This window comes from Atlantibacter hermannii (genome assembly GCF_009907385.1).
Taxonomy (GTDB): Bacteria; Pseudomonadota; Gammaproteobacteria; order Enterobacterales; family Enterobacteriaceae; genus Atlantibacter; species Atlantibacter hermannii_A.
Genome location: NZ_JAAATR010000116.1, coordinates 40,800 through 55,458, shown reverse-complemented (window position 1 = coordinate 55,458; position 14,659 = coordinate 40,800). Strand labels below are relative to the sequence as shown.

The 14,659-nt window shown below is 59.1% G+C and carries 8 protein-coding genes; 7 read left to right on the top strand and 1 reads right to left on the bottom strand.

From position 1 onward, the window contains the following. Window positions 1–81: 81 nt before the first annotated feature. The 7 genes from ygfK (at window position 82) to GV764_RS21520 (ending at window position 12,510) form a co-directional block, all read left to right on the top strand. Entirely contained in the window at window positions 82–3,183 is a 3,102-nt protein-coding gene (gene ygfK, locus GV764_RS21550; RefSeq protein WP_161662143.1) for a putative selenate reductase subunit YgfK, read from the top strand. Window positions 3,184–3,185: 2 nt separating this feature from the next. Next, window positions 3,186–4,514, top strand: a complete 1,329-nt coding sequence (gene ssnA, locus GV764_RS21545) for a putative aminohydrolase SsnA (RefSeq protein WP_161662141.1) — start codon at window positions 3,186–3,188, stop codon at window positions 4,512–4,514. Between the two features lie 47 nt (window positions 4,515–4,561). Further along, window positions 4,562–5,341 carry a molybdopterin-dependent oxidoreductase FAD-binding subunit gene (ygfM, locus tag GV764_RS21540; RefSeq protein WP_161662139.1) on the top strand — a complete coding sequence of 260 codons (780 nt, stop codon included), beginning with the start codon at window positions 4,562–4,564 and terminating at the stop codon, window positions 5,339–5,341. Beyond that, a complete protein-coding gene (locus GV764_RS21535) occupies window positions 5,338–8,208 on the top strand; it encodes a molybdopterin-dependent oxidoreductase Mo/Fe-S-binding subunit (RefSeq protein ID WP_161662137.1) in 2,871 nt (956 codons plus the stop codon). The genes ygfM and GV764_RS21535 overlap by 4 nt, the downstream gene beginning before the upstream one ends. A gap of 170 nt (window positions 8,209–8,378) precedes the next feature. Then, on the top strand, window positions 8,379–9,779 hold the full coding sequence (locus GV764_RS21530; RefSeq protein WP_161662135.1) for a nucleobase:cation symporter-2 family protein: 1,401 nt from the start codon (window positions 8,379–8,381) through the stop codon (window positions 9,777–9,779). A gap of 17 nt (window positions 9,780–9,796) precedes the next feature. Further along, window positions 9,797–11,113, top strand: coding sequence for a guanine deaminase (guaD, locus tag GV764_RS21525; RefSeq protein WP_161662132.1), 1,317 nt, complete (start codon window positions 9,797–9,799; stop codon window positions 11,111–11,113). Window positions 11,114–11,142: 29 nt separating this feature from the next. Further along, entirely contained in the window at window positions 11,143–12,510 is a 1,368-nt protein-coding gene (locus GV764_RS21520; RefSeq protein ID WP_161662131.1) for an NCS2 family permease, read from the top strand. A gap of 49 nt (window positions 12,511–12,559) precedes the next feature. Here GV764_RS21520 and GV764_RS21515 read toward each other — a convergent pair whose 3' ends face one another. Continuing rightward, window positions 12,560–14,509, bottom strand: coding sequence for an FAD-dependent oxidoreductase (locus tag GV764_RS21515; RefSeq protein ID WP_161662130.1), 1,950 nt, complete (start codon window positions 14,507–14,509; stop codon window positions 12,560–12,562). Between the last annotated feature and the right edge of the window lie 150 nt (window positions 14,510–14,659).

Sequence of the window (14,659 nt, the reverse complement as noted above, 5' to 3'; positions counted from 1 at the left end):
GTTGCTCCTTTAACGTAATCCACCGGACGTTAAATCACTGCCGGTAATTCCGATTAAAAATGTTACGTTAAGGAGAGGGCTATGGGGGATATCATGCGTCCCGTCCCGTTTGAGGAACTTTTGACGCGCCTGTTCGATGAATACCACCAGCACCACACGATTTTTGGTATTCCTGAACAACAGTTTTATCAGACCGGGCAACACCAGCCGATTTCCGTGTTCGGCGAAACCTGCGCCACGCCCGTTGGCCCCGCTGCCGGACCGCATACCCAGCTTACCCAAAATATCGTCACCTCCTGGCTGACGGGAGGCCGTTTTATCGAACTGAAAACGGTACAAATCCTCGACCGGCTGGAACTGGAAAAACCCTGTATCGATGCGGAAGACGAGTGCTTTAACACCGAATGGTCCACCGAATTCACCCTGTTGAAAGCCTGGGATGAGTATCTGAAAGCCTGGTTCATCCTGCATCTGCTGGACGAACTACTCACCACGCGCGGCCCCGACGACGCCAAATCCTTTATCTTCAACATGAGCGTCGGCTACAACCTCGACGGCATCAAACAGCCGCCAATGCAGCAGTTTATCGACAATATGATGAACGCGGCGGATCACCCCAAATTTACCGAGTACCGCCAGACACTCAGGCGCTGGCTGACTAATCCGGCCTTCGCCGCCCGCCTGCCGGAAGCCAAACGCGAACAGCTCGCCAGCCTGGATGCGCGTATCCCGTCAACCCTGGTTCATGGCGTCACCCTCTCCACCATGCACGGCTGCCCGCCCAATGAAATTGAAGCCATCTGCCGCTATATGCTGGAAGAAAAGGGGCTGAACACCTTCGTTAAACTTAACCCGACGCTGCTGGGCTATCCGCGGGTGCGTGAAATTCTCGACACCTGCGGCTTTGACTATATCGGCCTGAAAGAAGAGTCATTCGACCACGATCTGAAGCTCGACCAGGCGCTGGCGATGCTGCAACGGCTGATGACGCTGGCAAAAGAGAAACACCTCGGCTTCGGGGTAAAACTTACCAATACCCTCGGCACGATCAACAACAAAGGCGCATTGCCGGGCGAAGAGATGTATATGTCAGGGCGCGCCCTGTTCCCGCTGTCGATCAACGTGGCGGCAGTGCTTTCCCGGGCCTTCAACGGCCAGTTGCCGATCTCTTATTCCGGCGGCGCCAGCCAGCTCACCATTCGCGATATTTTTGAAACCGGTATTCGCCCTATCACCATGGCGACCGATCTCCTGAAGCCTGGTGGCTATTTACGCCTGTGCGAATGCCTGCGCGAACTCGAAAAATCTGACGCCTGGGATATGCAGCAGGTCGACGTGGCGCGTCTTGATGAGCTCGCCAAACGCGCGGTCAGCATGGAATACACCCAAAAACACTGGAAGCCGGAAGAGCGCATCGAAGTCGCCGACGGGCTGCCGCTCACCGACTGCTATGTCGCGCCCTGCGTCACGGCCTGCGCCATCAAGCAGGATATTCCGGAGTACATCCGCCTGATGGGCGAGCAGCGCTATGCCGACGCGCTGGAGCTGATCTATCAGCGCAACGCCCTGCCCGCCATTACCGGCCACATCTGCGATCACCAGTGCCAGTACAACTGCACCCGTCTCGACTATGACAGCGCGCTCAACATTCGCGAACTGAAAAAAATCGCGCTGGAAAAAGGCTGGGAAACTTACAAGCAGCGCTGGCATAAACCGGCGGGCTCCGGTTCACGTCATCCGGTAGCGGTGATTGGCGCAGGCCCGGCGGGCCTGGCGGCGGGTTATTTCCTGGCGCGCGCCGGGCACCCGGTGACGCTGTTCGAGCGCGAGAAAAACGCCGGCGGCGTGGTGAGAAATATCATTCCGCAATTCCGTATTCCGGGCGAGCTGATCCAGCATGATATTGATTTTGTTACTGCACACGGCGTGAAAATCGAATATGGCTGCGATCCGCATCTGACGGTGGATAAGCTGCAACAGCAGGGCTTCCACTACGTGCTGATCGGCACCGGCACCGAGAAAAACAGCGGCGTCAAACTGCGCGGCGATAACCGCAACGTCTGGAAATCATTGCCGTTCCTGCGCGAATACAACCTCGGCACTCACCTTGAACTCGGCAAGCATGTGGTGGTGGTCGGCGCGGGTAACACCGCGATGGACTGCGCGCGCACCGCGCTGCGCGTGCCGGGCGTTGAAAAAGTCACCGTGGTATACCGCCGTTCCTTGCAGGAGATGCCCGCCTGGCGCGAAGAGTACGAAGAAGCGCTGCATGACGGCGTACAGTTCCAGTTCCTCAGCAACCCGGAACAGTTTGACGCCGACGGCACCCTGACAGTGCGCGTAATGGCGCTGGGCGAACCCGATGCCAAAGGCCGCCGCCGTCCGGTAGAGACGGAAGAAATCCGCACCCTGCGGGCAGACACGCTGATTACCGCCATCGGCGAACAACAGGACAGCGACGCCCTGCGCGCCATGGGCGTCCCGCTGGATGACAATGGCTGGCCGGTGGTGAATCACTTCGGTGAAACCCGCCGCCCAAACGTATTCCTGATTGGCGACGTACAGCGCGGCCCATCCTCGATTGTTTCCGCCATCGGCAATGCCCGTCGCGCCAGCGATGTGATCCTGACGCGGGAAAATATCCGCTCCCATCAGAACGATAAGCACTGGAATAACGTCAACCCGGCGGAGGTTTACCGTCGTAAGGGTGCCATCTCGGTGGCGCAGGTGGATAAGGACGATCGCGACGCCTTTGTGGCCCAGGAAGCCGAACGCTGCCTGGAGTGTAACTACATCTGCAGCAAGTGCGTGGACGTCTGCCCGAACCGCGCCAACGTCTCCATCGCCGTCCCCGGCTTCCAGAACCGCTACCAGACCCTGCATCTCGACGCGTACTGCAACGAATGCGGCAACTGCGCCCAGTTCTGTCCGTGGCAGGGCAAACCGTACCAGGACAAAGTCACGGTGTTCAGCCTGCCGGAAGATTTCCGCAACAGCGCCAATCCGGGCTTCCTGGTGGACGACAGCCGGGTGCATATCCGTCAGGGCGAACAGACCTGGGAATTGACCATCGGCAGCGACGGCCAGTTCCGGGATGTGCCCGCCGGGCTGGATGACATGTGCCGCATTATCAGCCATGTACACCAGCACCATCACTATCTGTTAGGCCGGGTGGAGGCGTAATCATGCTTATTTTAAAAAATGTCACCGCCGTGCAGTTGCATCCGGCGATGGTTCAGGAAAACGTCGATATCGCCATCGACGGCGACGAGATCCTCGCGGTCGGCCCGGCGCTAACCCAGCGCTTCCCGGAGGCGTCATATAAAGAGATGCATGGCAGAGTGGTGATGCCCGGCATCGTCTGCTCGCACAACCATTTTTACTCGGGGCTGTCGCGCGGGATTCAGGCGAAAATCGCTCCCTGCCCGGATTTTATCTCCACGCTGAAAAACCTCTGGTGGCGGCTGGACCGGGCGCTGGATGAGGAGTCGCTTTACTACAGCGGCCTGATTTGCTCGCTTGAAGCCATCAAAAGCGGCTGCACTGCGGTCATCGATCATCATGCGTCACCCGCTTATATTGCAGGCTCGCTGGACACGCTGCGCAACGCCTTTATTAAAGCGGGCTTGCGCGGGATGACCTGCTTCGAAACCACCGACCGCAACGGCGGGCTGAAGGAGCTGCAGGCGGGCGTCGAAGAGAATATCCGCTTCGCGAAGCATATTGATGCGGCGAAAGAGAAAGGCCAGCAGCCGTACCTGGTGGAAGCGCATATCGGCGCACATGCGCCCTTCACCGTCCCGGATGCGGGATTAGCGATGCTCAGCGAAGCGGTCAAGGTTACCGGGCGCGGATTGCATATCCATGCGGCGGAAGACCGCTACGACGTCTCCCACAGCCATCACCACTACGGCAAAGATCTGCTGGCGCGGCTGGCGGAATACGATCTTATCGACAGCAAAACGCTGATCGCCCACGGACTGTATCTTTCCGCCGATGATATCAAGCTGCTGAACGATAAAGACGGCTTCCTGGTGCATAACGCCCGTTCCAACATGAACAACCACGTGGGCTACAACCACCAGCTCACCGGCATTCGTAACCTGGCGCTCGGCACCGATGGCATCGGCTCGGATATGTTTGAAGAGATGAAATTCGCCTTCTTCAAACACCGCGACGCCGGCGGCCCGCTGTGGCCGGACAGTTTCGCTCGCGCGCTGACCAACGGCAACGCGCTGTTGAGCCGCAACTTCCACGCCAAATTTGGCCGCCTGGAAGCCGGGTATAAAGCGGATCTGACCCTTTGCGATTACGCCTCTCCGACGCCCCTGCTGCCAGAAAACGTGGCCGGGCATATTGCGTTCGGTCTCGGTTCATCGAGCGTGCACAGCGTGATGGTGAACGGCGTGATGGTTTACGAAGATCGCCAGTTCGCCTTTGATTGTGAACCCATCTATGCGCAAGCAAGAAAAGCCGCCGCCCGGATGTGGCAACGCATGGATGCACTGAATTAAAACCTGCCGCCTCCCGGCGAGCGGGAGGCGAAAAACGAGGGTGAATTATGATTGAGCAATTTCTTACACCAGGCTCCGTCGAGCAGGCGCTGGAACTTAAGCAGCGTTATCAGGACGATGCCGTCTGGTTTGCGGGCGGCAGCAAGCTGAATTCCGCGCCGGGCCGCACTGAAAAAACCGTGGCAATCTCGCTACAGAAAGTGTCCCTCGACTGGATAGACTGGGATAACGACTGCCTGCGTATCGGCGCAATGACCACGCTGCAAACCCTGCGCGACAGCCATCATCTGCCTCCCGCACTGTATGAAGCGTTAGGTTTTATTTACTCCCGCCACCTGCGCAACCAGTCCACCATTGGCGGAGAAATCGCCGCTGTAGAAGAGGAGTCGGTGCTGATACCGGTCCTGCTGGCGCTGGATGCGGTACTGGTATTCGGCGACGGCGAAACCGAGGCGCTGGAGAGTTACCTCGCACGGCCTGCCGACCGCCTGATTACTGAAATCATTATTAAAGACCCATACCGCGCCTGCTCTACCCGCAAAATTAGCCGCTCCCAGGCAGGTCTCACCGTATTAACCGCCGCCGTAGCCATCGACGAAGACAACAACCTGCGCATTGCGCTGGACGGCGTGGCGGATCGCCCATTGCGGTTACGGGATGTGGAGGCGCAGCGGCTGGACGGCGAGCGGCTTGAAGCCGCCGTCGGCGCGGCGATTTTCCCGCGTGACGATGTGCGCGGCAGCGTGGCCTACAAACGTTATATCGCCGGTGTGGTCGTGGCCGACCTGTACGCGGACTGCCAGCAGAAGGGAGAGGAAATCCAATGATTATTCAATTTACGCTCAACGGCAGCGCGCATCAGCTTGATGTCCATCCCGGCGCTAACGTTCAGAAACTGCTGTTTGGGCTGGGAATGCACTCGGTACGCAACAGCGACGACGGCTTCGGCTTCGCCGGTTCGGACGCCATCCTGTTTAATGACCGCCTGATTAACGCCTCGCTGCTGATTGCCGCCCAGCTGGAAAACGCCCACATTAAGACGGCGGAATCATTAGGGAAGTGGAACCAACTCAGCCTGGTGCAACAGGCAATGGTGGACGTCGGCGTCGTCCAGTCGGGCTATAACGATCCCGCCGCCGCGCTGATCATTACTGAATTACTGGATCGCATCGCCACCCCGACCCGCGATGAGATCGACGATGCCCTCTCTGGCCTGTTCAGCCGCGATGCCGGCTGGCAGCAGTATTATCAGGTGATCGATCTGGCGGTGGCGCGCAAAGCCGATCCCACCGCCACCTGCGCCGTTGCGCCCACTTTCCGTGACGATCTGGCCGTGGTCGGTAAGATCCACCCGAAAACCGACGCCGCCAAAATGGTTCAGGCCAAACCCTGCTACGTGGAAGATCGCATTACGCCGGATGCCTGCACCATCAAAATGCTGCGCAGCCCGCATCCCCACGCGCTGATTACCCACCTTGACGTCAGTAAAGCCGAAGCGCTGCCTGGCGTGGTACACGTGATCACCTGGCGCAACTGCCCGGATATTTACTACACCCCCGGCGGGCAAAGCGCCCCGGAGCCCTCGCCGCTGGACCGCCGCATGTTCAGCAAAAAACTGCGTCACGTGGGCGACCGCGTCGCGGCAGTGGTCGCGGAAAGCGAAGAGATCGCCTTGCAGGCGCTGAAACTGATCGATGTGCAATACCAGGTGTTAAAACCGGTGATGTCGATTGATGAAGCCATGGCCGAAGACGCGCCGGTGGTTCACGACGAGCCGGTGGTGTATGTCGCGGGCGCGCCGGATACCCTGGAAGAAGACAATAAAAAAGCCGTCCAGCGCGATGAGCATATGATCATCAACTTCCCGATTGGCTCGCGCCCTGCGAAGAATATCGCCGCCAGCATCCATGGCCACATCGGCGATGTTGAGCGCGGCTTTGCCGAAGCGGACGTGATTATCGAGCGCACCTATTCCTCAACCCAGGCCCAGCAGTGCCCGACCGAAACCCACATTTGCTTTACCCGCATGGACGGCGACCGGCTGGTGATCCACGCCTCGACCCAGGTGCCGTGGCACGTGCGTCGCCAGGTGGCGCGCATCGTCGGCCTGAAGCAAAACAAAGTGCACGTGATCAAAGAGCGCGTGGGCGGCGGCTTCGGGTCGAAGCAGGATATTTTGCTGGAAGAGGTATGCGCCTGGGCCACCTGCGTGACGGGCCGCCCGGTCTGGTTCCGCTACACCCGTGAAGAAGAGTTTATCGCCAACACCTCGCGCCACGTGGCGAAAGTCACCGTGAAGCTGGGCGCTAAAAAAGACGGGCGCTTAACCGCCATCAATATGGATTTTCGCGCCAACACCGGGCCGTTCGGCAACCACTCGCTGACGGTGCCCTGTAACGGACCGGCGCTCTCGCTGCCGCTCTACCCGTGCGATAACGTCGATTTCCAGGTAACGACCTACTACAGCAACATCTGCCCAACCGGGGCCTATCAGGGATACGGCGCGCCGAAAGGCAACTTCGCCATCACCATGGCGCTGGCGGAACTGGCGGAACAGTTGCAGATCGACCAACTGGAGATTATTGAGCGCAACCGCGTTCACGAAGGGCAGGAGTTGAAGATCCTCGGCGCGATTGGCGAAGGGAAAGCGCCGACCTCGGTGCCCTCCGCCGCCAGCTGCGCGCTGGAAGAGATCCTGCGCCAGGGCCGGGAAATGATCCAGTGGGATTCGCCGAAGCACAACGAAGGCGACTGGAAGATTGGCCGCGGCGTAGCCATCATCATGCAGAAATCCGGGATCCCGGATATCGACCAGGCCAACTGCATGATCAAACTGGAATCCGACGGCACCTTTATTGTTCATTCCGGCGGCGCGGATATCGGCACCGGGCTGGATACGGTGGTCAGCAAGCTCTCTGCGGAAGTGCTGCGCTGCCCGCTGGAAGATGTACATGTGATTTCCGGCGACACCGACCACGCGCTGTTTGATAAGGGCGCTTACGCGTCGTCCGGCACCTGTTTCTCTGGCAACGCGGCGCGCATGGCGGCCGAAAACCTGCTGAAGAAAATCCAGTTCCACGGCGCGCAAATGCTTGGCGAACCGGAAAGCGACGTTACGATTGTTGCGCCCGGCATCGTGCGCGGTAAGAAAGGCGAAGTGACGTACGGGGAGATTGCCCATAAAGCGGAAACCGGCACCGGGTTCGGCACCCTGGTGGCGACGGCTTGCTACATTACGCCGGAATTCGCCTTCCCTTACGGGGCCAACTTTGCCGAAGTGGCGGTGAATACCCGCACCGGGGAGATCCGGCTGGATAAATTCTATGCCCTGCTCGACTGCGGCACGCCGGTTAACCCGGATCTCGCCCTGGGGCAGATCTATGGCGCAACAATGCGCGCCATCGGTCACAGCCTGATGGAAGAGATTATTTACGACGCCGAAGGCCGTCCGATGACCCGTGATTTACGCAGCTACGGCGCGCCGAAGATTGGCGACATCCCGCGTGATTTCCGTGCGGTGCTGGTGCCAAGCGATGACAAAGTCGGGCCGTTCGGCGCGAAATCCATCTCTGAGATTGGCGTAAACGGGGCCGCCCCCGCTATCGCTACCGCCATTCATGACGCCTGCCAGGTCTGGCTGCGGGAATGGCACTTCACGCCAGAGAAGATCCTGAGCGCGCTAGGAAAACTATAACTGAACTGGCCGCTTCGGCGGCCTTTTCCCACGATTCAATGAATCACAACATAAGCGTCTGCATAAAGGGCATGTACCGGCTCAGGGCTTGCTGTACCTGAAAACGGGTGATTTAGGGCAGATAATTATTAATTGAATCAGATGATCAAATTTACTGATGAGGTGAAGGGATGTCTGATACTGATTTATCACACAAGGGTTCGGATCTTATTTATGAGTTAAATGATAATCCTCCGTTTCACCAAACCCTGATTGGTGCCATCACCCACCTGCTGGCGATCTTTGTGCCGATGGTGACCCCCGCGCTGATTGTCGGCGCTGCGCTGCAACTCTCAACCGAAACCACCTCTTATCTGGTCTCCATGGCGATGATCGCCTCCGGGGTTGGCACCTGGCTCCAGGTGAATCGCTACGGACCTATCGGCTCGGGTTTACTGTCCATTCAGTCGGTAAATTTCTCGTTCGTAACCGTGATGATTGCGCTGGGCAGCAGCATGAAGAGCGACGGTCTGCATGAAGAACTGATTATGTCGGCGTTACTGGGCGTGTCGTTCGTCGGCGCGTTTTTAGTGGTCGGCTCCTCGTTTATTCTTCCTTACCTGCGACGGGTCATCACCCCCACCGTCAGCGGCGTAGTGGTGCTGATGATCGGCCTGAGCCTGATCAAAGTCGGCATTATCGATTTCGGCGGCGGGTTCGCCGCGAAAAGCAGCGGTACTTTCGGCAATTATGAAAACATCGGCGTCGGCCTGCTGGTGTTGCTGGTCGTGATCGGCTTTAACTGCTGCCGCAGCCCGCTGTTACGCATGGGCGGCATCGCGATTGGCCTGATTGTCGGCTACATCGTGTCGTTCTGCCTGGGCATGGTGGACTTCAGCAGCATGCGCAACCTGCCGCTGATCACCGTCCCGATCCCGTTTAAATACGGTTTTGAATTCAACTTTCACCACTTTCTGGTGGTCGGCACCATTTATCTGCTGAGCGTGCTGGAAGCCGTCGGGGATATCACCGCTACCGCGATGGTCTCGAACCGCCCGATCAAAGGCGAAGAGTATCAGTCGCGCCTGAAGGGCGGCGTGCTGGCCGACGGGCTGGTGTCGGTGATCGCCTCCACCGTGGGCTCGCTGCCGCTGACCACGTTTGCCCAGAACAACGGCGTGATCCAGATGACCGGCGTGGCTTCCCGCTACGTGGGGCGCTTTATCGCCGTGATGCTGGTTATCCTCGGCCTGTTCCCGAGCATTGGACGCTTCTTTACCACCATTCCCGCGCCGGTGCTGGGCGGCGCGATGACGCTGATGTTCTCGATGATCGCCATCGCCGGGATCCGCATCATCATCACCAACGGCCTGAAACGCCGGGAAACCCTGATCGTCGCCACCTCGCTAGGGCTGGGCCTCGGCGTTTCCTATGACCCGGCGATTTTCCAGGTGCTGCCAGCCTCGATTTACGTGCTGGTTGAAAACCCCATTTGCGCAGGTGGCCTGACCGCCATCCTGCTGAATTTGTTGATTCCGCTCGGGCAGAAGCAAGAAGAGCCGGTGCCTCATGCGGTTGAAGAACTGGATTAACCACTAAGGAGTCGATCATGTCAGGCGAACAGACGCTAAAAGCCGTGCGCGGGAGCTTTCTCGATATTACCCGCACCGTTGAACATCCCGAGGAAATCGAGTCCGCGTTGCGTTTTGTGGAAGACGGGCTGCTGTTGATCCGCGACGGTAAAGTGGCGTGGTTTGGCGAATGGGAAGACGGCAAAGCACAAATCCCCTCCTCGATTCGCGTGCGCGATTACCGGGGCAAAATCGTGGTGCCGGGGTTTGTCGATACCCATATTCACTATCCGCAAAGCGAGATGGTCGGGGCCTACGGCGAGCAACTGCTGGAATGGCTGAATAAACACACTTTCCCCACCGAGCGCCGCTATCAGGACGCGGAATACGCCCGGGAAATGTCGACCTTCTTCCTCAAACAGCTGTTACGCAACGGCACCACCACGGCGCTGGTATTCGGTACGGTACACCCGGAGTCGGTGGATGCGCTGTTCGAGGCCGCCAGCCAAATCAATATGCGGATGATCGCCGGGAAAGTGATGATGGACCGCAACGCCCCGGACTATCTGCTGGACGACGCCGAAAGCAGCTATCTGCAAAGCAAAGCGCTGATTGAGCGCTGGCATAAAAACGGGCGTCTGCTGTACGCCATCACCCCGCGCTTCGCCCCGACCTCCACGCCGGAGCAGCTGGCGATGGCGCAACGGCTGCGCGAAGAGTATCCCGACACCTGGCTACACACCCATCTTTGCGAAAACAAGCAGGAAATCGCCTGGGTGAAAGCGCTGTTCCCGGAGCACGACGGCTATCTGGATGTGTATCACCAGTACGGGCTCACCGGCAAACGCAGCGTGTTCGCCCACTGCGTCCACCTTGAAGAAAAAGAGTGGGATTGCCTGAGCAAAACCGGCTCCAGCATCGCGTTCTGCCCGACCTCTAACCTCTATCTCGGCAGCGGCTTGTTCAATCTTCAGCAGGCGTGGCGCAAAAAAATCAAAGTGGGCATCGGCACCGATATCGGCGCAGGCACCACCTTCAACATGCTCCAGACGCTGAACGAAGCCTACAAAGTGGTCCAGCTGCAGGGCTACCGGCTTTCCGCTTACGAGGCATTTTATCTGTCGACGCTGGGCGGCGCGCATTCGCTGGGGCTGGACCACTGCATCGGCAACTTTACGCCCGGCAAAGAGGCCGACTTTGTGGTGCTGGAGCCCACCGCCACCCCGCTCCAGCAGCTGCGCTACGACAACTCCGTCTCACTGGTCGACAAGCTGTTTGTGATGATTACGCTCGGCGACGATCGTTCGATTTACCGTACCTACGTCGATGGCCGTCTGGTTTATGAACGCACCTGATTATTACAATGTTAACTGAGGGCATTCTTATGTCTGGCGATACACTACACACACCCAATACCGCGCAGCCGCGCAATGCACTGGATCATTTTTTCAAAATCTCCGAGCGCGGCAGCACCACGCGCCAGGAGATACTGGCGGGTTTAACCACTTTTCTGGCGATGGTCTATTCGGTCATCGTGGTGCCGGGGATGTTAGGCAAAGCGGGCTTTCCGCCCGGCGCGGTTTTTGTCGCCACCTGTCTGGTGGCGGGCTTTGGCTCGCTGCTGATGGGGCTGTGGGCGAACCTGCCGATGGCCATCGGCTGCGCCATTTCTCTTACTGCCTTTACCGCTTTCAGCCTGGTGCTTGGCCAGCAGATCAGCATTCCGGTGGCGCTGGGCGCGGTATTTCTGATGGGGGTGATTTTCACCGCCATTTCCGTGACCGGCGTGCGCACCTGGATCTTACGTAATCTGCCGATGGGCATCGCTCACGGCACCGGGATCGGCATTGGCCTGTTCCTGCTGTTGATTGCCGCCAACGGCGTCGGCATGGTGATCAAAAACCCGCTGGAAGGTTTACCGGTCGCACTGGGCGCGTTTACCTCTTTCCCGGTGATGATGAGCCTGCTGGGGCTGGCGATGATCTTCGGGCTGGAAAAATCGCGCATTCCCGGCGGGATCCTGCTGGTGATTATCGGCATTTCGATCATCGGGCTGATTTTCGATCCGGCGGTGAAATACCACGGGCTGGTGGCGATGCCGAGCCTGAGCGGTGAAGACGGCAAATCGCTGATCTTCAGCCTTGATATTATGGGCGCGCTACAGCCGCACGTGCTGCCCAGCGTGCTGGCGCTGGTGATGACTGCGGTGTTTGACGCCACCGGCACCATCCGCGCCGTGGCGGGCCAGGCGAACCTGCTGGATAAAGATAACCAGATTATCAACGGCGGCAAGGCGCTGACCAGCGACTCGGTGAGTTCGATTTTCTCCGGGTTAGTGGGCGCGGCGCCGGCGGCGGTGTATATCGAATCGGCGGCGGGGACGGCGGCGGGCGGTAAAACCGGCCTGACGGCGGTGGTGGTCGGCGCGCTGTTTCTGCTGATCCTGTTCCTGTCACCCCTGTCGTATCTGATACCGGGTTACGCCACCGCGCCAGCGCTGATGTACGTTGGCCTGCTGATGCTGAGCAACGTTTCAAAACTCAACTTCAACGACTTTATCGACGCCATGTCCGGCCTGGTGTGCGCGGTGTTTATCGTGCTGACCTGTAATATCGTTACCGGGATCATGCTGGGCTTCGTGACCCTGGTGGTTGGCCGGGTGTTTGCCCGGGAATGGGATCGCTTAAACATCGGCACCGTGGTGATTGCTGCCGTATTAGTGATTTTCTATGCCGGAGGCTGGGCGATTTAACGATCTGAGAAACAAAAAAACCCGCTTCGCGAAGCGGGTTTTTTATTGGCTAAAACTCAACGGCCGGCGGGCTTGCGGCGTTGCGCTCAAACAGCGCCAGCATATCCCGCGCCGCCTGATGCCCGGCCGCCATTGCCGTCACCACCAAATCCGCGCCGTGTACCGCATCGCCCCCGGCAAATACGTTATCGCGGGTGGTTTGGGTTGCCAGCCGCCGCGCGCCGCCGGTAATGATTAACCCGTTGTCGTCGCGCCGCACGCCGCTGCCCTGTAACCACGGCATGGCGTGAGGCCGGAAGCCAAACGCCATAATCAGCACATCGGCAGGCAGTTCGAATTCCGAACCGGCTATCGGCTGAGGGCGTCGCCGCCCATCGGCGCCCGCAGCGCCCATCCCGGTGCGAATCAGCCCAATACCGCTTACCTGGCCACGCGCATTGCGGGCGATATACTGCGGCTGGACGTTGAATAAAAACGCCACGCCCTCCTCCCGGGCGTTGATCACTTCTTTGCGCGAGCCCGGCATACTGGCTTCATCCCGACGATAGGCACAGGTGACGCTGGCCGCCTCGCGCCGCACCGAGGTACGCAGGCAGTCCATCGCGGTATCCCCGCCGCCCAGCACCACCACCTGCTTGCCTTTCAGTTCGGTCCACGGATAGTCAGGCGAATCCTCCAGCCCCATTACCCGCCGGGTATTGGCGATTAAAAACGGCAGCGCCTGGATAACGCCGGGCGCGTCTTCGTGCTCCAGCCCGGCGGTCATCAGTCCGTAGGTGCCCATCGCCAGGAATACCGCGTCGTACTCTTCCGTTAACTGATGGAACGTCTTATCGCGGCCAATTTCGCAGTTGAGATGAAACTGAATGCCCATTGCGCTGAAGATTTCGCGCCGCTGGCTGAGCAGCGATTTATCCAGTTTGAACGGCGGAATGCCGAAGGTGAGCAGCCCGCCGATTTCCGGGTGGCGATCGAACACGTCAACCTTCACGCCTTCGCGCGCCAGAAAGTCGGCGCAGCCCAGCCCGGCCGGCCCCGCGCCGATCACCGCCACGCGCTCCCGGCGCGGCAGCGCCGGAACAAAGGTGGGTCGCCAGCCCATTTTTAACGCGCTGTCGGTGATGTAACGTTCGATATTACCAACGGTCACCGCGCCGCTGCGGTTTTTCAGGGTGCAGGCCCCTTCACACAGGCGATCCTGCGGGCAGACGCGGCCACAGATTTCGGGTAACGAGCTGGTCTGGTGGGAAAGCTGCGCCGCCTCTTTAATTCGCCCCTGCTGAACCAGGCGGATCAAGTCAGGAATGGCGTTATGCACCGGGCAGGTCCAGTTGCACCAGGCTTTCTGCGCGCAATACAGGCAGCGCTCGCTTTCATAGCTGGCCTGCGCCTCGTCCAGCCCGTGATAGATTTCATCAAAATGGGTTTTACGTTCGGCGGCGTCGCGCTTTTCGGCCCCCTTGCGCGGCGGTTTACGCAAGATGCGTTTATTCTGCGGCTCCGGCATAAACCCCTGCGGGTTCGCCGCCTGGCGCTGGCGGGCGCGGCGCAGTTTGCCGAGCCCATTGCCGTCCATGACGCGTAACGCCTGGGTCGGGCAGTGCGCCACGCAGGCGGGCTGGACGCGCTCTACCGACTGGCATAAGTCGCATTTTTGGGCCAGAAGTCCCTTTTCATCAGGCGTAACGATAATATCGATCGCGCCAAACGGGCAGGCTACCAGGCAGCTCTTACAGCCGATACAGCGCGTGGAGTCCAGTTGGATCGTGTCGTTGTCATAATGCAGCGCCTCTATCGGGCAACTCTTTACGCAGGGCGCGTCCAGGCAGTGCTTACAGGTCACCGCGCTGCTGTGTTCGCCGTTGAAAATGACGCGAATGCGCGGCAAAAAGTCGCGGCGCTGCTGCGGCCAGCCGTCGTTATGCGCAACCACACAGGCAACCTCACAAGCGCGACAACCGATACACTCCCTGCTATCGGCGACAATCAATCTGTTCATAGGCATCCTTTATGTTTCGGTTTGTGAAATTACGTTTCTGGAAACAATGCAAGAACCGGGCGATGTTGTGATTTCCCGTCCGGGAGAGCGAAATGTTGTGAATGTGATCAAATTAATCGCGCCAGAACTGTGGCAAGCGGTTTTCACAGA